The following is a 21566-nucleotide window of genomic DNA, read 5'->3' as shown; positions in this document are numbered from 1 at the left end:
ACTATATCACATAAATTTCTTTTTCAATTTCTACTAACTGCTTTTGCAATTGTTCTTTACTTTGTTCATATAGTGATACATCAATTGTTTCAGCCAATGCAAATAATACACTTTCATAATAATTCATCACATCTTGTTGCATCACTTTTTGGAATAAGTTCCATTTCAAATCCCACTCTTGCTTATAATGATGAACAAATAAATTTTTTTCATCAGCTACATAGTTTGATACGAAAGGCTCTAATACAACTTTAGCCTCTTCTTGCATGAAAGCTTTATCATTTTTTTCAAAAAAGCTTTTTTCATTTTTAAAATGCGCCAGTGCTTTTTTGAAATCTTTTATTTCAACTGAAGGGAACGGTTCTTTATGTGCAATATCTTTATATTCATAATCCACTGTTCCACTCATAGAAATTGATTCATTTTCTACTTTACAGTTCACCACAATTTCATTCTTTGCACGCTTCATCGCTTCATCTATCCATTTCTCAAGGCGTAATGATGTCGCACGCATTTCTTGTAGTAAATCATGCTGAATAAATGCTACTAATTCCATAACGCACTGTTGCAACTGCACTTTCACATTCCCATCCGTTCGCAGCGATGCTGGATTAATAAATTCAGTAAACACATCGTTATAGCGTAGGAATAGACGCTGTTGCACGTAATAAAGCAATTCTTTCACTTCATTTTGCATCGCCTGCTCTTCAGCAAGCACACTATATGATGAAATAATATGAAGTAGCTGATCACGCTCTGCTTCATATTTTTTCGTTTGCTTCTCTTTCTCTTCATTCCCCTGCTTTGCACCGTTTATCATATTTACTAAAAGCTGATCTGCTCCTTGCAATGTACCATATAAAGCATGAACAGATACGAGCATTAAATCTCTCATCATAAAGGATGTAAATGATTCCTCGAACTTAGCAATCCCAGAGTTTTGTAAAATACCGTACTTCTCTTTTTCAATATTCTTTCCTTGCTTCTCTTCAAGTGCACATAAACTTGAAATTGCAAATAAACGCGGATTTCTAATACCATATTGCAGTAGCTGGTCTGCGATATAACCTTTTACCATTTCAAGTTCTTCTTCAGACTCTGCTAAATCGGCCGCATTAATTAAGAAGAACATTTTATCAAGTGCAAAAGTATCCTTTACACGACCAAGCTGGATTAAAAATTCACGGTCAGCACGAGAGAACACATGATTATAATACGTTACAAATAAAATAGCATCTGCGTTTTTAATATACTGGAACGCAACGTCCGTATGGCGGGCGTTAATAGAATCCGCTCCAGGTGTGTCTACAAGCGCTACTCCTTGCCTTGTTAAAGCACAATCATAATAAAGCTCCATGTACTCAACAAAACATGATTTTTCTTCATTCGCTACATAATCAGAAAACTCTTCTAATGTAACTTGTACTTGCTCCCCTAAATGAGCAGAAACCGTATCATACCCTTTTTGTACCGCTCGTAAAAAGCTAAATGTTGTTTTTTGCTTCCCAGTTGGTGAAGGATATTTCATAACTTTATCAATTTGTGCTAACGCTTCATCTAACGTAGTAATCTCATAATGAAACAACTTATAAACAGCTTTCATATCTTCTAATAGAGCTTGCTTTGATTTGAATTGAACCATTACTGTTCCGTGTGGTTTTTCCTCTGTAACCGGCAAAATTTGATTAATCGTTGCCGTCGTCGGATTTGGTGATACAGGAAGTACATTCCCACCAAGCAATGCATTGGCAAATGATGATTTCCCAGCACTAAAAGCTCCGAATAACGCTACTGTAAATTGTTTCGTTTCCACACGACGCCTTTTTTCTATTACCTCTTGTTGTACATGTTTCAGCGCTGGCAATGGCTCTAATATCGTTTCAGCTTTCTTCACTTTCTCTAATATACGCTGAATATTTAAAGCTGCCGTTCCTTTTATCTCTTCCTCACGAGCCATTACGTTATCGTTTACGCTTTCCTGCTCTTGTAGTGTGAATTTCTCACTAACAATTTGTGTTTTACTTTGCAATATCTCCTCTATTTGCAATCCTTCTGGTGTAGCAACACGCTCGTGCCAAACATTTTGCAAATAACTTTCATATGTCTCTAAATTGTTACTGTATTGCAATTGCGTTTCTTTTGCCGTTTGCAACATCATATATTTTTCAATCTCTTCTTCAATGCGTGCGACTGCTTCCTTCACCTTTTGCTTTAAAACGACTGCACTTTTATCAAAAATTTGCTGCGCTTTTGTAAAATAACGTTTCTTCAGTTCATTCGCTACATCCGCTGTATAAAGAAGTAAGTAATCACCTGTGAAACCTGCACCTTGTTTAATGACTTCAGCTAACATTTCTGGTCCAAAAGCAATTTCTAAAGCATATATGTCTTTCCCAATTTCCTCTGTGAACAATCCTTCTTCTTTTAAGAAGGCAACAATAAATTCTTTCACATGAAAATCAAGTTGCGTTTCAACAGTCTTTTGCAAAGCAGAATAAAAAGCATCTAAACGTCTCTGTTTTTCTTGCTCCGTCTTTCCTTTCGCAAACAGCAAACCGACCTTAAATTTAGTTAATTTCGTTTCTAAATACGCATTTGCCAATTCTCTCATTTCAAATGGCATTAAATACGCGTTATCTAATATAGCTTGTAAGCCTTTTATAAATTCGTTTCTCACATGAGATTCTTTACTAGCCTCGCGTTGTTTAGTTTCCGTTAGCTCTTCTTTCTTTTCAACTATCTCTGAAATAGAAAGCGGCGATGCTAGCTCTTCCTCATATTTCAAAAGAGCTTTTTCATTTTCTGAAAGAATAAACGAAAAATGTTCCCCCATTAAATATTCTGTTTCTCGCTCCATTCCATCTCTTACATACTGCACTTTTTCTTTCATAATAGAAGTAATTAATGTTTCTAAGCTCCCAATTTCATTATGTGTATGGTTCATCATTCGTAATGAAGTATAATACACTCCATCTACTTCAATATCCCAGTTAGAGAACGATTGTTTTACACTATCTTTATAATCCTCAAACGATAATTCATTTTCTTTATGTTTATCTATTTGATTTACAACGAGATAAACCGTTTTATTACGTTGTTTCAATTCTTTAACAAATTGCAAATTCACTTCCGATTGGACGTGATTATAATCCATCATATAAAAAATTACGTCTGCTAGATGTAGCGTTGATTCTGTTGCTAATTGATGGGCATCATCTGTTGAATCAATCCCTGGTGTATCAACTAACATAACACCCTCTGGAATTGGCGCATCATTCCGATAAATGTGTACACCGATTACCTCATCACCGTCTTTACAAATTTGTTTTAATTCTTCAGCTGAATATGCACCGTCATATTCGTACTGTTCACCGGATTTAACTGTTACAACAACACGATCCATTCCTTTTTCAATTTTGACAACGTTAGCGCTTGTCGGAATTGGACTTGTTGGTAACAACTGCGCTTTATATAGATGATTCATCATCGTTGATTTCCCTGCAGAGAAGTGACCGCAGAACGCTATCATAAGCTGTTCTTGTTTATATTTTTGAATCACCTCAAACAACTTTACACTATTCTCTGCATCGCCGTGTTTTTGCCACTCTTCATAAAAACAAACAAGTTTTTTCATACCGTTTGTCTGTACTATGTTTGTCATCCCCTTGTTCCCCTTTATCCAAGATGTATATACTTTTCCCGCTATTTGCGAGCTCATAATCATCAGGAAATACATCCCCTCATCGATTACAGTTTCACTTTACTATCATACTAAATTTTCAGCATATTCTCATTAAAAATAAAAAATCCCTTTCATTCTTTTTACAAATGAAAGGGATTTTATGTCATATCACTCATTTTGCTGTTCCTACTCCATTTAAAACATACTTTGCAATAACTGCATATACAGCGACTGTACCTGCTACTAATGCATATACCATACTCATGCACCAACCTTTTTTGATAATGATTATCACTTTTAAATACATTTTATCATTAAAGAGAATCATTATCAATACTTTTCATAAAGAAAGCCCCTTATAGAAAGGAGCTTTACTGCCTGTTTTGAAGAAGGTTAAAACTTGTTGTGCACTCTTATTATATCTCATAATACAAATCTTAACAGTTTTAAAAATTGGAAATTACCTATATACCCTCCTCTTTACATTTTGTATAATAAAAGGGAATTACTTAACAAGGAGGAAAATAATGACACAAAATATTTCACAAGGCGAGAGGATTCACTCCATCGATATTATTAGAGGAATAGCTGTACTAGGTATTTTTCTTGTTAACTGGCCTATTATCGCTGGGATTGACTCACGTGATCTTTCAGGAGTTTATGAGGGGCTAGATAGCTATATCCGTCTATTCTACGATATGTTTATTCAAACAAAGTTTTATACTATCTTTTCGTTTTTATTCGGCCTAGGCTTTTATATTTTTATGACTCGTGCTGAAGCGAAAACAGATCGCCCAAAAACTTTATTTGTTCGTCGCTTACTTATTTTATTATTATTTGGTTTCTTACATTACGTTCTTTTATGGGACGGAGACATTTTACATAGTTATGCAATCGCTGGATTTTTCTTATTCTTATTTTATAAGAGAGAACCTCGTACCATTTTAATATGGGCAATCGTTTTATTAAGTATTTTTCAATTTATTATGCTAATTGCTAGTATTGGTATTGCCTTTATGCCAAAGGAGGAACTTGGCTTATCATTACCAATCATGCCACTTGAAGACTGGATGTTACAAATACAAAATCGTTTCCATGCATTTTATGCTAATGGGATAGGGCTAAATATTTCAATGCTTCCAGAAACACTCGGATTATTTTTACTCGGTTTATACGCTGGTAAAAAAGACATTTTCCGTCGTACGAAAGAGTTAGATCCGAAACTAAAAAAATGGCAAATCATTATGTTCGTTTTAACATTACCGTTTTGGTTCTTTATGGTTCGTTATTTCTTATCAACATCGTCATATGAACCACTTTATATGCAAGGACTTGCAATGTTTAGCGGAAAAACATTATTCATCTTCTACATTTTCACGCTTATGCGTTTATTACAAAAAGAAAGATGGCAAACATTATTACGACCATTCCAATATGTTGGTCGAATGGCGTTAACAAATTACATCTCGCATACAATTGTTACGTTACTTGTATTCGGACTATTGTTCAAAAATGATTATCTTGCTCCATTATGGGTAGGTCCTCTATTTTGCATTAGTTTCTATACGTTACAAATCTTTATTAGCCGCTGGTGGCTGTCACGTTATCAATACGGGCCACTTGAGTACATTTGGCGTCTTGGTACTTACGGGAAAATGATGCCACTTAAAAAGAAAAGCAAGGTCTCGTAACGAGACCTTGCTTTTTTACACTTCTCTTACCGCACTTTGCATCGATTGTTCTAGTTGCAGCATTTGAAGTAGCACTAAATAAACCGTTTTAATTGATGTAAAGGGGCACAATGTAACTGGAGAAATATTAAAAGGGACTAGAGAAAAAATAACATGAGAGAACGTCACTTTATATTATATTCCTATAAGAAATCACAATGTGCGATCCAATCATTTGTTTTACTATTTTTAGCAAAATAAATTCCACCGCCATGAATAATCTTTAAATGGGCTTTGGGATCGTCTGTTATTTGAAAAATAAATTCATAATCCGCGGGCCATTGGATACCTGATTGGGCAAAGCAAGCATAGCCTCCTAATTTGTGTATGTAATGATTTTCTTCAAAAATGTCCTCGTAGTAGTCAATCTCAATTGTGTTTTCAAGTTCAATAATTCTATCTTGCACGTTGTTAGGAAAATCTTCCGTATCCCATTGTGGAAACTCATCAGCTACTAATCTTGGTATTAAGGGAAAAGGTTTTAGATTTGGAAACGTAAGTGACATTTCATTCGGTACTAGTTCCTCTAAAGAATCATATTCTCTAACACAAAAATTTCCTGATAAATTGGACAAATCTTTAGCAAAGTCTGGAGAAAGAAATACTGCAATGGCTTTCATATCTTTTACTGCTTCTGGAACAAAAGGTATTTGTGTTAAATTAAGCATCATAATCGCATACATTTTATCTTGATAACGGTCGATTGGGCAAGTTTCATTTGGTAATGAATAGGGAATCTTTCCAATCCAACTTTCATTTATAGATAAATCAGGTCTTTTTCCGCCTGTTTGAAAGATAGTTGCTCTTTTTCTTAAGATATTCTTTATTTGATCTATTTCCAAAATATTTCTCCTCCTAAATATATATTTTGGTTTCTCCTTATTTTAACGAATAATTATATTCTAACAATAATGTACATTTTTTGTTATAACGATTCTTTTGAAAGCTGTTGTTAAGCAGCAATTTCAAGGGTCTTTTTCTAGTTTTACTGTCGATTTAAAACAAATTTGTACTGTTTATAAAAAAACATACCTTTTTGAATAAAGTTACACCGTTTTGCATCATCGGGTAAAACTTCTGAAGTAATGAAGCTTTAGAATTAAAAGTAGATCTGGAAATTGAGACATTATAAACTTATTAAACTAGCTCAGTAATAAAAACGATGGGTTCAATTTGACTGGTGTTTTAAACATCACCACAAATTAAAAACCTATCTCAAATGAGATAGGCTTAATTACATACAATTCGTATTGTGTCTACTTACTTTTTACGCTTCCCTTACTGCACTTTGCATAGACACTGGCTCTTCTTTTACTTTCACTTTACGCTGCGGCACCATATTAAATACTATATTTAAAAGTACTGCTGACGCACTTCCAAGTACAATTCCGTTATCTGTTAAAATACGAATGTTTTCAGGAAGTTGTGAGAATAATGTAGGAACAACTGTAACCCCAAGCCCAATTCCGACAGAACATGCAACTATTAATAAGTTTTCTTGTTTACCAAAATCAACGCTACTTAACATTTTAATACCATATGCCATTACCATACCAAACATCGCTAACATTGCACCGCCAAGTACTGATTTCGGGATAATAGTTGTAATAGCTGCGATTTTTGGAATGAACCCAAGAACGATTAACATACCACCACAAGTATAAATAATAACGCGATTTCTTACTCCAGTTAATTGAACAAGTCCTACGTTTTGAGAGTATGTTGTATATGGGAACGCGTTGAAAATACCACCTAACACCATCGCTAATCCTTCTGCTCGATAGCCTTTTGTTAATTCTTTTTCACCGATCTTTTTATTGCAAATATCAGATAATGCGAAATATACACCTGTTGCTTCTACAATCCCTACGCAAGCAACTAAAATCATCGTAATAATTGGCGTTAATTCAAATGTTGGTGTACCGAAGTAAAATGGCTGAATACCGTGGAACCAATCCGCTTCTCCAACCGCTTGCAAACTTACTTTCCCCATAAATGCTGCAACAATTGTACCGAACAATAGACCTAGTAAAATAGAGATTGAACGAATAAACCCGTCAAAGAAACGATACATAATGATGATAAATAATAATACACCAAATGCTAAAGCTAAATTCTCAAGACTACCGAAATCCTTACTTCCTACTCCCCCAGCCATATCATTAATCGCTGCTGGAACAAGTGTAACTCCAATTACGGTAACGACAGATCCTGTTACAACAGGTGGAAACAGTTTTACAAGCTTTCCAAATAATTTCGCAAAAATAACAACGAATAACCCGGCAGCAATAATCGCTCCATAAATAGAAGACACGCCATATTGTTTCCCGATTGCAATCATCGGCCCAACCGCTGTAAATGTGCAACCAAGTACAACGGGAAGTCCAATACCGAAAAAGCGATTTGATAATGCTTGTAAAATCGTCGCAACACCGCACATTAATAAATCAATCGAGACTAAATATGTTAACTCTTTTTGATTTAAACCAAGTCCGCCGCCCACAATAAGCGGAACAATAATTGCACCAGCATACATCGCCAGCATATGCTGCATACCAAGCGATGCGATTTTAAATGGATGTTGCTTCATCGTTTATTTCACCTCCGCAGTTTCTTGCTGTACAAATGTAACTGTGCCGTTATCAAGTGATGCAATTTCTGCTAGTGACTCAACACGAACTCCTTGTTCACGAAGCTTCTTTCCTCCATCTTGAAATGCTTTTTCAATAACAATACCAATTCCTGCAATACTTGCTCCTGCTTGCTCTACTAAACTCATTAAACCTAAAGCAGCCTGACCATTTGCTAAAAAATCATCGATAATTAAAACACGATCATTTTCATCGATATGATTTCGAGATAATGAAATTTCATTCGTTTCTTGTTTCGTAAATGAATATACGTTTGCAATGTACATATTATCTTGTAACGTTAACGATTTACGTTTTCTTGCAAAGATTACTTTTACACCAAGCTCTAATGCAGCCATAACTGCTGGTGCAATGCCTGAAGATTCAATCGTCACGATTTTTGTAATGTTCTCTTCTTTAAAACGTTTAGCAAATTCTTTTCCGATCTCTTGCATAAGTACTGGGTCAATTTGATGATTTAAAAATGAATCTACCTTTAATACGTCACCAGATAAAACCTTTCCTTCGTTCAAAATCTTTTCTTGTAATACTTTCATGTTTGTTCCCCCTCTTATGCAATAAAAAACTCCAAAAGCCGCCACCACTCGTTACAAGTGAGAGACGCGCTTTTGGAGTTTCGCAAAAAAGAATGCTAAACAAGCAAATATATTCGTCCTCACTCATAGTCAAAGTATTTACGGTACTTCGGTAGAAACTTGCAGGCCATATCCCCGCGATTATATGAGTGTAGCTAACTATTTATTTTATAGATGGATTATAACGCACTTTTTATACTTTGAAAAGCATTTCTTAATAAAACACGTACAAATTTTATAAAAACATCATTTTTGTTCGAGTTTTGTAAACTCTTACATATTATTTCAAAGTGTCGTTAAAATAATCGGCCCATCTTTTGTAATCGCAATTGTATGCTCATATTGCGCTGATAATTTCCCGTCCATCGTTCTTGCAGCCCATCCATTTAAATCTACTTTCGAATATCGCATACCTACATTGACAATAGGCTCAATTGTAATTACCATTCCTTCTTGTAGTTCAGGCCCTTGTCCTTGTTTCCCAAAATGAAAAATTGCTGGTTCTTCATGAATCTCTTTACCAATCCCGTGCCCCGTAAAGTCTCTTGCAACCGAAAAACCTTCAGTAGCTACATAACTTTCAATTGCATATCCAATGTCTCCTACATGATTACCGATTACCGCCTGATCAATCCCTTTATATAAAGCATTCTCAGCTACTAACAATAACTTTTCTGCTTCATCAGAAACATTTCCAATTCTATACGTCCAAGCAGAATCTGAAAGACCACCATTTAAGTTTACTACCATGTCAATTGTTACAATATCCCCCTCAGTTAAAGGAACATCGGCGGGAAACCCATGGCACATTTCAGCATTTACAGATGCACATATCGCATATGGATACCCGTTGTAACCTTTCTGCTGAGATGTTGCACCATGCTTTTCTAAATATGCTTCAACAAACGTATCAATTTCTTTTGTCGTAATACCTGGTTTCATCATTTTGGCAATTTCCCTATGACATGAAGCAAGTAATTTCCCAGATTCATGCATCAAATCTATTTCATTTTTCGTTTTAATTGTAATCATTCTACCTCTCCTTGCTAAACCTGCTATTTGCTACTAAAGTTCAATCATACACATCCTCTGTCAAAATTTCAAAACTCCCAATTACAACAAGTACAAAAATATGTATCCTATACTTCTAAATCAAAATAAAGAAACAGAAAATCCCCTCTGTTTCTTAATCATTTTTTACATATATAATTCATTTTCAAAAACTCAAAACAACTACCATTTCTTTTCTGTATAAACGTTCCAACAGCTTCAAATCCTGCTCTTTTATACACTTTAATCGCTCTCTCATTACATGTCGCTACTGATAGTGTTATATAATTGCAACCATATTTTTCTTTACTAAAAGCTAGTCCAGCGTTTACGAACTGTAAACCAAATCCATTTCCAGTTATATCAGGTCTCATTCCAAGACCTATATCAACCGTTCCATCATTTATTTTACAAACAGTAAAAAAACCAATGAGAGTGCCGTTTTCCTTCACAGAAAATGTATGATTTCCTCTACTCTCATCATGTAAAAACTCAGCTAAATCTTCTTCATCTGCACCTATATCGTAAAAGGAATACCTCCCTTCATAATGCCAGTTATATGCAATTTCTTCTGCTTCTTCTTGCGTCATTACTGTATATGTATAATCCATTCTTCTATCCCCCCTTGAAAAAAAGAGCTCCAATTAAGCAGCTCTTTTTTATAACTCATAGATTTCTTTATACTTCGCTTCTAAATAATCTGCTAAGTAGTTTGCATTTAATCCTTCACCTGTCACATCTTCTAAAATTTCAAGTGGCTTTTTCGTTTTACCGTATTGGTGAATATTTTCTGTTAACCATTCACGAATTGGTGTTACGTTTCCTTCTTCTAATAATGCATCAAAGTTCGGAATGTCTTTTAACATTCTTTGCTTAAATTGCGCTGCATACATATAACCAAGCGCATAAGATGGGAAGTATCCAAATGAACCACCAGCCCAGTGAACATCTTGCAATACACCTTGTGCATTGCTTTCCGGACGAATTCCTAAATATGCTTCCATCTTATCATTCCAAGCCGCTGGCAAATCCTTCACTTGTAATGTACCATCAAATAATTCTTTCTCAAGTTCATAACGAACCATGACGTGAAGCGGATATGTAAGCTCATCTGCTTCTATACGAATGAACGATGGCTTCGATTCGTTAATTGCATCATAAAACTCATCTACTGATATATCATTGAATTGACCATCGCTATACTCTTTTAATAAATCATAATTTTTCTTCCAGAATGATTTATTACGACCGATAAAGTTCTCAAAGAATAATGATTGTGACTCATGAATACCCATAGAAGTTCCACTACATAGCGGTGTACCTTCGAATTTCTCTGCAATATTTTGTTCATATACAGCATGGCCACATTCATGAATTGTTCCAAACACTGCCATACGGAAATCTTTTTCATCATAGCGTGTTGTAATACGAACGTCCCCTCTATTTAATGTAATCTCAAATGGATGTACCGTTTCATCAAGACGACCTGCTTCAAAGTCATAATTCAATTGCTTTAATAACTCTAATGTAAAGTTCTTTTGTTTTTCTTTTGAAAAATGTTCTGATAAAGCACTTGTCTTTAATCTCTTTTGTGACTCCGATATTTCTTTTACGAGCGGAACGATACGCTCACGAAGTTGACCAAATACGTGATCTAACACTTCTACTGTAATACCTGGCTCATACATATCTAATAATGTATTATATTTATATGTTTCGTAACCCCAATATGTAATGAATTTCTTTTTAAATTCAACTATTTGTTCTAAATACGGACGGAACATTTCGAAATCAGATTTTTCCCGAGCTTCTTCCCACACACTTTCCGCTTTCGCTTCTAATTTCACATACGCCTCGTATTCCGCTTGTGGAATTTTCTTATTTCTATCATATTCTTTACGACACTCTTCAACCATTTTCTTCGTCGTTTCAGAAAGTTTATCTTCACTTATTAAAGCTTCAAGCTCAGTTAAATAATTTCCCATCTCATCTGAAGTTGACATGACAAACACTTCTGATGAAAGCATACCAATTACTTCTGAACGCTGGTCTACACCTTTTTTAGGCGCACCTGTTCTTAAGTCCCAAAACATTAAGCTTAATGCTTCACCGTAATTTTGTATCTTCTTCACATATGTTAAAAATTGTTTTTCTACTTCATATGTAGCTACTGTCATCGTATAAAACCTCCCTTTTCTACCTCAAACTTAATTCGACATGGAAACCTAAATTCCTTTTATAATAGAAAAAAAGCTTGGCAAGCGCCAAGCTTTCTCCTTATAATTCTTTACCTTCTACTGGTAGTACGTTTTTCACCGCTTCTATCACTTTCTCATCTTCTGTATCAGATAAGAAGATTGATATAGCCCCTTTATCGTCGCTCGTACGAATTAAACGTCCAATCCCTTGACGAAGACGTAAAATCATATACGGTACATCTACATCCCAGAATGGATCATTTACATGTTTACGCTTCGCTTCAAACACAGGATCGTTTGGAGGGAATGGTAATGACCAAATAATAACATGCGATAATGATGAACCAGGAATATCTAAACCTTCCCATAAATGAACAGCACAAAGTACAGTCTCTTCTTCATTTTGGAAACGAGAAACGAGCTGACTAATTTCTTGATCCCCTTCATATAGGAACGGAACGGACATTTGTTCTTTACTTACATATTCTTTAAACGCTGCAAGTTCTTGTGTTGTACGGAATAATACAAGTGTACGTCCATTTGTTTTCTGTATATTTTCAAGTGTATATTGACACTTTCTTTCCCATTCATTTTCTTTCGTATGCGATAGTAAGTTTACTGCCATTTGCTCCTCATAATCAAACGGTGAGGCAACTGAGAATGATAAGTAATCTTTTACCCCTAGGCTATTTGCTGTAAATGCGAATGAATCGTTGTTAGATAATGTAGCAGAAGAGAAAATATACGGGATTTTCTTCGAAAATACTTTCTCTTGTAATACTTCTTCAACTGCACGTGGCATAATCACTAACGTGAAGGCTCCATCACCTTCTTCACCCCATGTAATTACATTTTTCTCGTGCATGAACAGACGAAGTGAATGTTCTAATACATCTAAATGTTCATCAACAATATTTAAATCATACGTGTTTACTGTATGCATTTCACTTTCAAATACTAATGCATCACCGACTTCACCAATTTTCGCATAAAGTCTATTCGCTTCAGCTGTTACTTTTTCTGTTACAGTAATTTCTAAACGATCAGAACCGGCGATTTCCTTTTTATTTTCTTGTAACACATCAAAGAATCGCTCTGTTTGCCAAATTGTTTCTTCTACTAAATGTGCAAACTCTTCACGAATATCATTTTGCAACAATCTTGTTAAAAGTTGCTCCATCATCGTTTGCTTTAAACGATATGTTAAAGCTTTTTGAGCTGCATATTCTACAAGATGTCCTTCATCGAATACAACGCAGCTACTTTCAGGTAATAACGGAATTTGCCCTTCACGCTTACGAGCATCGTACGTCCAAATATGATCCATGTAGAAATCTTGAGAACAAATAATTAAATCTGCCGCTTTACGATAATGTTCACGAGAAAGAGTTTGACCACAACGATGACGAGAATCACAAGTGAAGCAATCTTGGAAGTAATCCCAATTTACTTTTGACCATTCCTCATCATTTAAAAGTGGAAATTCTTTTCTGTCGCCGTAGTGAGTAAAGTTTTGCATCGTACCATGATCGAATACAAACTGTGGTAATTCGTAGTATACATCTTCAATTACTTCTGGAGCTCGTCCACTCATAACATCTTCAAGTTTACGTAAACATAAATAATTATCCATTGATTTCGCAAGTCTAACATCAACAGATAGTCCTAATGCTTCAGATAACTTAGCAATGTCTCCTTCTTCTTTCACAAGCTGCTCAATTAACGTTTCATCAGCACAAGCGATAATAGCTGGTTTTCCAGTATAACGCGCATAGCAAATTGCATATAGAAGATATACAATTGTTTTTCCTGTTCCTACACCCGCTTCTGCGAACATTACTTTCTTTTCTTGGAAAGCACGCTCTAATTGAAACGCCATAAAAATTTGTTCATCACGCTCTTCAAAGCCTTTTTCCGGAAGGATATCGTAAAACACATCTCCAATCCATTCATTCAACTTATCATAAAAATTATCTTGTTTTCCTACTTCAAATGGTAATCTCTTCTCAGTAAACATCCTTAGCCTCCAACCAAAAAGTTTTTCTATAAAAAGATATAGCAACTGCTACTCATATGTGTGCAGCCACTTTCCCCTGTTGCCATACATAGAAATACACGAAAAAAAATTTTCCTTTCGAAAAAGGAAAATTTTTTTCTATATTAATGACTTTAAATACCGTTTATCAATCGCTGTTTCGTGTGAAAGAGCTGACAAATATTCTTCTTGTGCTTTTTGTATTTCCTCTACAATCGCACCTTGGCTATCCACTTCTTTCCCGATCTCATCATACGTACGATGAATAGCTTTTTGAATCATAGATAATTGGAAACTATCCATATCACGGCCTCCTTTACGCATTACATAATAGCCAGTATATGCGCGCTGGAGGAGTTTTATACTATGAATTACGCGGTGGACGTTTTCCGAAGTATTGGTAGTAATCTGTACGGATAAATCCATTAAACAGTTTACGTTTCTTCGATGCATCTTTTCCATAACACTTTTCAAATGCTTCGTAGCTTGTTAATACATACGCTGACCATGTATCTAATGGGCGGAATACTTGTCCCATTTCTTTGTACAGTTGTTCAACGAGTGCTTTTTCACTTAAACGTTCTCCGTATGGAGGATTCGTTACAACATAGCCATAATCCTCTTTTGTCGTGAAATCTTTTACTTGCATTTGTTTAAATGTAATTAAATCACTTAAGCCCACTTCTTCTGCATTATCTTGAGCAACTCGGATCATACGATGATCAATATCTGATCCAATGATTTGTAGTGGTTGATTATAATTCGCTAAATCTTCAGCTTCTTGACGAGCTTCACGCCAGTTTTGTTTACCAACCCAGCCCCACTCATCTGATGCGAAGCCACGGTTAAATCCTGGTGCAATATTTTGTCCAATTAATGCTGCTTCAATCGGAATTGTACCTGATCCACAGAAAGGATCCACGAAAGGACGATCCGGCTTCCAGTTTGTTAACTTAATTAAAGACGCAGCCAATGTTTCTTTTAATGGGGCTTCCCCTTGATCCATACGGTATCCACGTTTATGAAGTCCAACACCACTTGCATCAATTGTTAATGTTGCAATATCCTTGAGCATTGCGATCTCAATACGGAATAACGGACCATCTTCTTCAAACCAAGTTGTACGTTTATATGTTGTTTTTAATTTTTCAACGACAGCTTTTTTAACGATACGTTGGCAATCTGAAACACTGAACAATTCAGATTTTAACGATTTACCAATTACAGGGAACTCTCCGTTCTCTGGAATATAATCTCCCCAATTTAATGCTTTCGTTTTTTCAAACAGCTCATCAAATGTTGTCGCTTTGAATTCGCCAACTTTAATTTTCACACGGTCCGCAGTACGTAACCATAAGTTCGTGCGACAAATCGCCTTTTCATCTGCTTCAAATGTTACTTTGCTGTTTTCCACTTGGCATTCATAACCAAGATCACGAACTTCTCGGGCAACTAACGCTTCAATACCCATTGCCGCTGTTGCAATTAAAGTAACTTTTCCCATTTGCATTCACCTCTTATGTATAGTTAAACAATAATTAATAGCAATTTGTCCTATTAATCATTACATTTTACGAAGAATTTTCTCATTAACCATTTTAACTCATAATTTATAACTTCATACAAATAAAAAGCCCTCCTCTAACAAAGGAGAGCTGAGTTATTTCATAGTTGGTTCATAACGTTCTGTAAGCCATGTTCTGTTCCTTTGTACTGCAAACGGCCCACGCCTCGTACTCCGGTGGCAATCATCTATCTACAGGTTATACAACCTGTCCTTTCCCATCGTTCATTTCCTTGGAAAAGATTCCCCTACCATTATTTGGGTTTCTCGCTCGTGGGGTTTACCTCGTTCCACTCCTATCATTTCTTCAAGGACTTCGTCACTGTGGCACTTTAAAGGTAGTCAAACCATATCCGAAAGGACTTAGGTTTTTTCCCTGCCGTTAAACCAGCCTTACAGCCAGAATACCCTAGCTTATGAATTGGCTAGGCACGAACACTACAGCCATCTCAGGCCGTGCGAGCATGGACTTTCCTCTACAACGTTGGCGTTGCAGCGATTACCCAAACGTTATGACATCCATTAGTATAGTGGAAACAAAAAGATTTTGCAATGTTTTTTTCTATGTAAAATGCTTTAACCTTTTTACCACTAGAAATTATTCGTATAACTTACTTCCAAATACAGCTTTTTCTAAATTAGATAGACGTTTTAAAATGTCCGTATTCGTGTTGTTATATACAGGTTGTGCAACTGGTGTTTGTACAACTGGTTGTTGTGGCACTTGCGTTGCTACTAATTTTTGTTCCTCTAATTCACGCTTTAAACGAGCATTTTGTTGCTTTAATTGATCAAACTCCTTGTGGAAAGCTTCATAGTCTTTAATGATCATATCAAGAAACTTGTCTACTTCTTCTTGTTGATAGCCTCTCATGCCTGTTTTAAATTCTTTTTCTAAAATATCTTTCGCCGTTAATTTAATTTTATCCGAAATCATTTTCTTCACCTCAAATTTTTGCCAAAACTTTCATTACCTAAATTTTTTCAGAAACAATGCTTTTTGTCAATCATATATACGAGTACTATATTACATATTACTCAGCATTATTCCACTGTTCCTCTTCTATTATATCTTGTAAATCAGAAAAAAGAATGAAATAACTGTGATAATTTTCTATTTCTCCTTTTTTCTTTGCTGCTTCTACAATATATTTGGGACTCCCTGGTTTTTCTTCATCATATACAGCTAAAAGTGCATCACTTTTTTCAATAAAAAATTGATTTTTTAATTTAAATTGTTCCGGACTTTCGTACTTCCGTTTCGTAATACTATCAATATGGTCTGCTTGAGAGAGAATACATTCGTAATATTCACGGTTATCTTCCTTCCAGCTTTCTTCTTGTTCTAAAAACGGAGTAAATACCGCTAATTTTAGATCTGGATATTCTACTTGAATTTCAAAAACAACTTCAGCAGCCCATAATTCGACTCCTAACTGCCCACTTATTATCACCCATTCCAAACCTTCTTCTACAAAAGTAGTTAATTTTCGATGCAATGCTTTTTTTATACATTCCACCCCTGGATGATCATTTTTAAATATACCAAGTTCAAATGGCTTATATCCCGTTACAGCAATAACTTTCATATCAACACTCCAATTACAAAAAAAGAACTAGCATTTCGCTAGTTCTAACATATCATTTACTTTTTAAATATTCCACCAACGTTTGGTCCAATATTCGGACCTACTGGTGATACGTTATTCGGTAAGAATGGTGATACATTTGGTCCTGGACCAAATGGAGATATTTGATGTCCAAAATGTCCATGATGTCCAAAATGTCCATGATGTCCATGACCACATGGTCCACATCCGCCGCCGAATCCTGGATCAACTGGGTCTACCACATTTACATTCGAGTTTGTTTGTGGGAAGAAGTTTTGGTTTTTAATTTGTTGATGGTGTACATGTGTTGTATGCGTTGGGAAAATGTGTGGCACCACCGTTGTTGAAAAAGAGTGTGTTACGCATTGTTTCGTCGGATGAATGACAGGAGCAGTTGTACAAATAGGTCCTACAGGCTTATGCCCTCCAAAACAAGGATGACAATGATGCATAGTTTTTTCTCTCCTCTCTCGTTAAAAAAATCTGACTACACTTTACAATATGAGAAAAGAGAGAAAGCCGTTTGTTATATATACCCATTTATTACAAGGAAATTTGTCTAGCTTTCTGCTTTATACGTAATGCTTTTTATAGACAACCCCCAAAATTACTTACCAAAAAAACCTCCAACTTGCTTTACAATACCTGTCACTTGGTTCATCGCATTCATCATTTGTCCAGCTGTATTCATCATTTTATTTACATCATAGTTACCATCTGCGTTTTTAAATTGGGAAACAAAACTAGAAAATTGACTCGGTTGCTGTTGTTGTTTTTGTTTATTCTGCGTCGGGTACGGTTGTTTTGGTGGATAAAACATCGCTTGTTGATTTCCATAGGGAGATGGTGGTGGCATATAGTATTGTGAATTCATATAAGGTTGCTGTTGTTGATTCGTATAGGGTTGTTGCTGTTGCTCCATATAGGGCTGCTGTTGTTGATTCGTATGGGGTTGCTGCTGTTGCTCCATATAGGGCTGCTGCTGTTGTTGTGGTTGATTCATAAACGATACTTCAAATGGCTGGTAATAATTTTGATTTCCATAATTAGGCTCGAAAGGATACATATTATACCGTAAATATGTATCCGTATTATATTGGTACATATTTTGCTGTGCATATGGATAAGATTGCTGATATACGTTAGATTGTTGAAACATGCATTCTCTCCTCCTTCACATAAGTTTCTACATATATAATATGTACTTGTAAAATAATTTGTGTGACGGAGTATCTGTCTATTTTTGTCGGAAGTTTAAATTTTTAAAAAATTAAAAAAGAAAACCCTTCCATGCTATGATAGTGAAGAAGAAGATTCTCATGGGGGAGGAATCAACATGGTATTAGGGGATTTAAAACAAGCGTTTTCTCAAAAAAAGGGGTATTACACAGAGAATGTAAATGAATTGTTAGACTTTGCGAGACATTGGTATCTCGAAGGGAAAATATGCATTTCAGATTACCGAACATTAATAAAAGAATTAGAAATAAACGGTGCAACAAAACCTACAACAATGACAGAAGCATAAAAAAAAACAAGAGGGTTTCCCCTCTTGTTACTTACATTGCTCAATTATATTTTGCAAAGTATACGAAATGGCTTGATGTGTTTCAAAGAATCGCTTACCTTTACCTTTATTTACAAAACATTGCAACACATTTGTCTGTAAATTATCGTATACTTGATCAATTTGCTGTACATGTATATACTTCGGTTTTTCTTCCTTAATCCATTTATAAGCTAATTCTTTCCACACTTTTAATTCCTCATCTACCATATCTACAAATGGTTTCATATCCTTATAAAAATCGTACTCAATCATTTCTCTTTTTTTCACATTCGCTTCATTATTATACTGCATGAGTTTTTCTGAAGATTGTATCAATGCTTCATACTTCATTTTATTCCCACCTTATTATGCACTCACTACGACGTTTTGAAATGCCTTCACCCAATTCCCTTTTTCTTCGTGATGCACTAATTTATTTTCCATATGCTCAATATGCATTTCTGTTATTTCTATCTTATTGCATATTTTTTCACCCGTATCCTTCAATGCATGATTCATTCTAATCCCTATATTCATTTCCAGCAAATCGAGAGAACTTAACATTTGATCCATTGTTTTCATTACATCTTCCTTCTGAACCATCGCCATATACAAAACGCCCCCTTCTTTGCTTTTCCTTTGTCATGTAATTTCGCCGAATGACTCCTCACTCCTGCTCACATGACAAAACTAGTTGTTATTCGTCAAAGAAATCATTTTGTATGTCATTTATAGAAATGGTAACAATACAAAAAGGAGGTGTATGAAAATGACAAAGAACAAAAACGAAAAAAAGAAAAAACAAAACAAACAAAATAAACCCGAGACTGGCAACCCTAAGTTAGATGGTCCAAACTTCCCTGCTACATAAAGTGAAACTTTAATCAGCGGGGTTTTGTTCATCCCCACTGATTATTAGCCTTCTCAATCGGGCTTTTACGGGCAGTTGATTCACACCTAAATTCTTTGCTTTCACTGAATTTTGAGACGTGGGTCTTACTGCCCGGCAAGTAGCGGGATAAAGTGAGACTTTAGCGCTTTTACAAAAAGCTAATTTCTGAAGCATCCTTAATCTCCTATATTCATTACGTTTTGCGATTAAATTGTTAGCATACACGGCAGGATTACTTCACATTAAGAAGTCCCGTCTTCATAAATGAAGACGGGACTTCTTTTTTATTATATCACGAACTCATCCATCCTTTTAACAAAACGATTTACGATAGAAGCAACATAGATTTGCTCCCTCTTTCTTTTATACCATTCTGTTATATCAACTTCACCCTTATACTCTTCCAGTAGAAACAACTCATTTATTTCCATATCTGTACAAAACCAATCTCTCATACTTATTTCCTTATGTGCAACGACAGGATAAACCTCTCTAAGGGCTGGCGTACAAGATTTTCTAGCTTCTCTTACATAATATTCATAATCTGCTCTTGATCCTGTGTGTATAGTTTGCAATGCAAACCTATGGAATAAACTTTTATAATTCGGATGAAACAGTAACTCCGCTAATTTCTGCCCTAGTTCTATACGCTTTTGTAACGTTTCAAATTGATAAACTGAAAAACCATACATCCTCCCTTCAACAGTCGGAAAAATAACAGCACTAATATGAAGCATTTCTTGCAATTTAAAAAGTGCAGTATGGAATACATGTTTTTTAAAATATGCATTCTCAATAACTGGTTTTTGAATTTTATTTTGCTCATTTATAATAAGCGCTGTCATGAGCCTATTTATATCTTTTTTTTCCCAAAAATAAATCCATTCTTTTTCCATAAAAATTGATACGTTAAAATATTGTAACAAATAGAATAGTGGTACCTGCCTCCTCTTACTTTCTTCGTATAACAATAGCTGAGGAAATGCATCTAAAAAAATAATCCAATTCGCTTCTTCATAAGTCAGAAACAAATGTTTTTTTACTGTTTGAGGTAAAACAGTAGCATAATATCTCCCTTTTAAATCAGTCATATTCCATCCAGCATTTCTCGAGACCATACTTGCTAAAAAGGCCCACCTAATTTCACTGTTCCTTACATAATATTCTTGATAAGACTGTGTTCGAGAAATATTGTCCATATTAGCCATTTCTATTTTCCTCTTAATGTTATAAACGATTGTTTTTTCTTCGTCTGTACAAACCATATTTTTACGATATTGTTTAATTTTCTCATAATCATTCCATGTAAACATAAATAAGTCATCATACCTTTCTTCAAAAAGGTCACATCTTTTTTCATTTTTTGTTATAATCACCTTTGTAAGTAATTCTTAGCAAGTTGGGAGTGGACACACTATGACCATTCGTTACCCAAACGGAAAACGGTACAATCAAGCTTCACAACCTCATAAAACACCAATTAAAAAACATACTTATAGTAATAGAGGTATGTCCCTTGAAGAGGAATTGAATGAAACAAATGAATATTACTTAACCCATAATATTGCATGTGTACATAAAAAACCTACACCTCTTCAAATTGTAAAAGTAGATTACCCCGCTCGAAGTGCTGCAGTGGTAAAAGAAGCGTATTTTAAACAACCTTCTACAACAGATTACAACGGTGTATACAAAGGGAAATACATCGATTTTGAAGCGAAAGAAACAAAAAATAAAACCAGCTTTCCACTTCAAAACTTCCACCTTCATCAAATTGAACATATGAAGCAAGTAATCGTTCATGATGGAATTGCATTTGTTATTATTAAATTTACACTTTTTGATGAACTTTATTTACTAGATGCAAAACATATTATTGCATTTTGGAATCGTCAAAATACTGGTGGACGGAAATCGATTACGAAAGAAGAAATAGAAGAGCATGGATCTTTATTATCATGCGGTTATCACCCTCGGATTGATTATATCCGTGTACTAGACACGGTTTATTTTTCGTGATAGAGTCATCA

Annotated in this window: 21 protein-coding genes, 1 other RNA gene and 1 riboswitch; of the genes, 4 read left to right on the top strand and 18 right to left on the bottom strand. The window is 35.1% G+C overall.

The window, feature by feature from the left end; all coding sequences use genetic code 11:
• Window position 1: 1 nt before the first annotated feature.
• On the bottom strand, window positions 2-3661 hold the full coding sequence (locus tag DT250_RS19745) for a dynamin family protein (RefSeq protein ID WP_149213579.1): 3660 nt from the start codon (window positions 3659-3661) through the stop codon (window positions 2-4).
• A gap of 548 nt (window positions 3662-4209) precedes the next feature.
• Between DT250_RS19745 and DT250_RS19740 the strand changes: the two genes are divergently transcribed.
• Window positions 4210-5373, top strand: coding sequence for a DUF418 domain-containing protein (locus DT250_RS19740; RefSeq protein ID WP_149213578.1), 1164 nt, complete (start codon window positions 4210-4212; stop codon window positions 5371-5373).
• Window positions 5374-5555: 182 nt separating this feature from the next.
• Here DT250_RS19740 and DT250_RS19735 read toward each other — a convergent pair whose 3' ends face one another.
• From DT250_RS19735 to DT250_RS19665, 14 genes are all read right to left on the bottom strand, one after another.
• Window positions 5556-6254: a YwqG family protein gene (locus tag DT250_RS19735; RefSeq protein ID WP_149213577.1), complete on the bottom strand. Its 699-nt coding sequence runs from the start codon at window positions 6252-6254 to the stop codon at window positions 5556-5558.
• Between the two features lie 425 nt (window positions 6255-6679).
• Window positions 6680-8002 (bottom strand): xanthine permease PbuX, encoded by a 1323-nt coding sequence (pbuX, locus tag DT250_RS19730; RefSeq protein WP_000809222.1) that lies wholly within the window; start codon window positions 8000-8002, stop codon window positions 6680-6682.
• 3 nt (window positions 8003-8005) lie between these two features.
• Window positions 8006-8599 (bottom strand): xanthine phosphoribosyltransferase, encoded by a 594-nt coding sequence (locus DT250_RS19725; protein WP_149213576.1) that lies wholly within the window; start codon window positions 8597-8599, stop codon window positions 8006-8008.
• A 106-nt stretch (window positions 8600-8705) separates the two neighbouring features.
• Window positions 8706-8807, bottom strand: a riboswitch (purine riboswitch).
• A gap of 116 nt (window positions 8808-8923) precedes the next feature.
• Window positions 8924-9670 carry a type I methionyl aminopeptidase gene (locus DT250_RS19715; RefSeq protein ID WP_149213575.1) on the bottom strand — a complete coding sequence of 249 codons (747 nt, stop codon included), beginning with the start codon at window positions 9668-9670 and terminating at the stop codon, window positions 8924-8926.
• 158 nt (window positions 9671-9828) lie between these two features.
• Window positions 9829-10299 (bottom strand): GNAT family N-acetyltransferase, encoded by a 471-nt coding sequence (locus tag DT250_RS19710; RefSeq protein WP_149213574.1) that lies wholly within the window; start codon window positions 10297-10299, stop codon window positions 9829-9831.
• Between the two features lie 48 nt (window positions 10300-10347).
• The gene (ypwA, locus tag DT250_RS19705) at window positions 10348-11865 is read right to left on the bottom strand and encodes a carboxypeptidase (RefSeq protein ID WP_149213573.1); all 1518 of its coding nucleotides are present in this window, start codon (window positions 11863-11865) and stop codon (window positions 10348-10350) included.
• A gap of 100 nt (window positions 11866-11965) precedes the next feature.
• Complete coding sequence (locus DT250_RS19700) at window positions 11966-13903, bottom strand: ATP-dependent DNA helicase (RefSeq protein WP_000493718.1); 1938 nt, start codon at window positions 13901-13903, stop codon at window positions 11966-11968.
• 138 nt (window positions 13904-14041) lie between these two features.
• Window positions 14042-14224: a DUF3921 family protein gene (locus tag DT250_RS19695; RefSeq protein ID WP_000376888.1), complete on the bottom strand. Its 183-nt coding sequence runs from the start codon at window positions 14222-14224 to the stop codon at window positions 14042-14044.
• A 61-nt stretch (window positions 14225-14285) separates the two neighbouring features.
• Entirely contained in the window at window positions 14286-15425 is a 1140-nt protein-coding gene (locus DT250_RS19690) for a THUMP domain-containing class I SAM-dependent RNA methyltransferase (protein WP_000521230.1), read from the bottom strand.
• Window positions 15426-15605: 180 nt separating this feature from the next.
• Window positions 15606-15996, bottom strand: an RNA gene (rnpB, locus tag DT250_RS19685) — RNase P RNA component class B.
• Window positions 15997-16083: 87 nt separating this feature from the next.
• Window positions 16084-16422, bottom strand: coding sequence for a cell division regulator GpsB (gene gpsB, locus DT250_RS19680; protein WP_000622425.1), 339 nt, complete (start codon window positions 16420-16422; stop codon window positions 16084-16086).
• Between the two features lie 97 nt (window positions 16423-16519).
• Window positions 16520-17074, bottom strand: coding sequence for an SLOG family protein (locus tag DT250_RS19675; protein WP_000862919.1), 555 nt, complete (start codon window positions 17072-17074; stop codon window positions 16520-16522).
• Between the two features lie 56 nt (window positions 17075-17130).
• Window positions 17131-17547 carry a CotD family spore coat protein gene (locus DT250_RS19670; protein ID WP_088608764.1) on the bottom strand — a complete coding sequence of 139 codons (417 nt, stop codon included), beginning with the start codon at window positions 17545-17547 and terminating at the stop codon, window positions 17131-17133.
• A gap of 155 nt (window positions 17548-17702) precedes the next feature.
• A complete protein-coding gene (locus tag DT250_RS19665) occupies window positions 17703-18254 on the bottom strand; it encodes a YppG family protein (RefSeq protein WP_149213572.1) in 552 nt (183 codons plus the stop codon).
• A 177-nt stretch (window positions 18255-18431) separates the two neighbouring features.
• On the opposite strand from DT250_RS19665, the gene DT250_RS19660 reads away from it, so the two are divergent.
• On the top strand, window positions 18432-18623 hold the full coding sequence (locus DT250_RS19660; protein ID WP_000242661.1) for a YppF family protein: 192 nt from the start codon (window positions 18432-18434) through the stop codon (window positions 18621-18623).
• 27 nt (window positions 18624-18650) lie between these two features.
• On the opposite strand, the gene DT250_RS19655 is transcribed toward DT250_RS19660, so the two are convergent.
• Window positions 18651-18995, bottom strand: coding sequence for a YppE family protein (locus DT250_RS19655; RefSeq protein ID WP_000872967.1), 345 nt, complete (start codon window positions 18993-18995; stop codon window positions 18651-18653).
• Between the two features lie 15 nt (window positions 18996-19010).
• On the bottom strand, window positions 19011-19253 hold the full coding sequence (locus DT250_RS19650) for a hypothetical protein (protein ID WP_001252041.1): 243 nt from the start codon (window positions 19251-19253) through the stop codon (window positions 19011-19013).
• 85 nt (window positions 19254-19338) lie between these two features.
• Here DT250_RS19650 and DT250_RS31755 point away from each other — a divergent pair, with 85 nt between their 5' ends.
• Entirely contained in the window at window positions 19339-19515 is a 177-nt protein-coding gene (locus DT250_RS31755; RefSeq protein WP_002020884.1) for a hypothetical protein, read from the top strand.
• 308 nt (window positions 19516-19823) lie between these two features.
• On the opposite strand, the gene DT250_RS19645 is transcribed toward DT250_RS31755, so the two are convergent.
• The gene (locus DT250_RS19645) at window positions 19824-20849 is read right to left on the bottom strand and encodes a DUF2515 domain-containing protein (protein WP_149213661.1); all 1026 of its coding nucleotides are present in this window, start codon (window positions 20847-20849) and stop codon (window positions 19824-19826) included.
• Between the two features lie 103 nt (window positions 20850-20952).
• On the opposite strand from DT250_RS19645, the gene recU reads away from it, so the two are divergent.
• Window positions 20953-21555, top strand: coding sequence for a Holliday junction resolvase RecU (gene recU / locus DT250_RS19640; RefSeq protein ID WP_046958934.1), 603 nt, complete (start codon window positions 20953-20955; stop codon window positions 21553-21555).
• Window positions 21556-21566 lie beyond the last annotated feature (11 nt).

The organism is Bacillus sp. AR2-1 (assembly GCF_008368755.1).
GTDB lineage: Bacteria > Bacillota > Bacilli > Bacillales > Bacillaceae_G > Bacillus_A > Bacillus_A wiedmannii.
The sequence above is the reverse complement of the archived record's forward strand: the minus strand, read 5'-3'. Positions and strand labels throughout refer to the sequence as shown.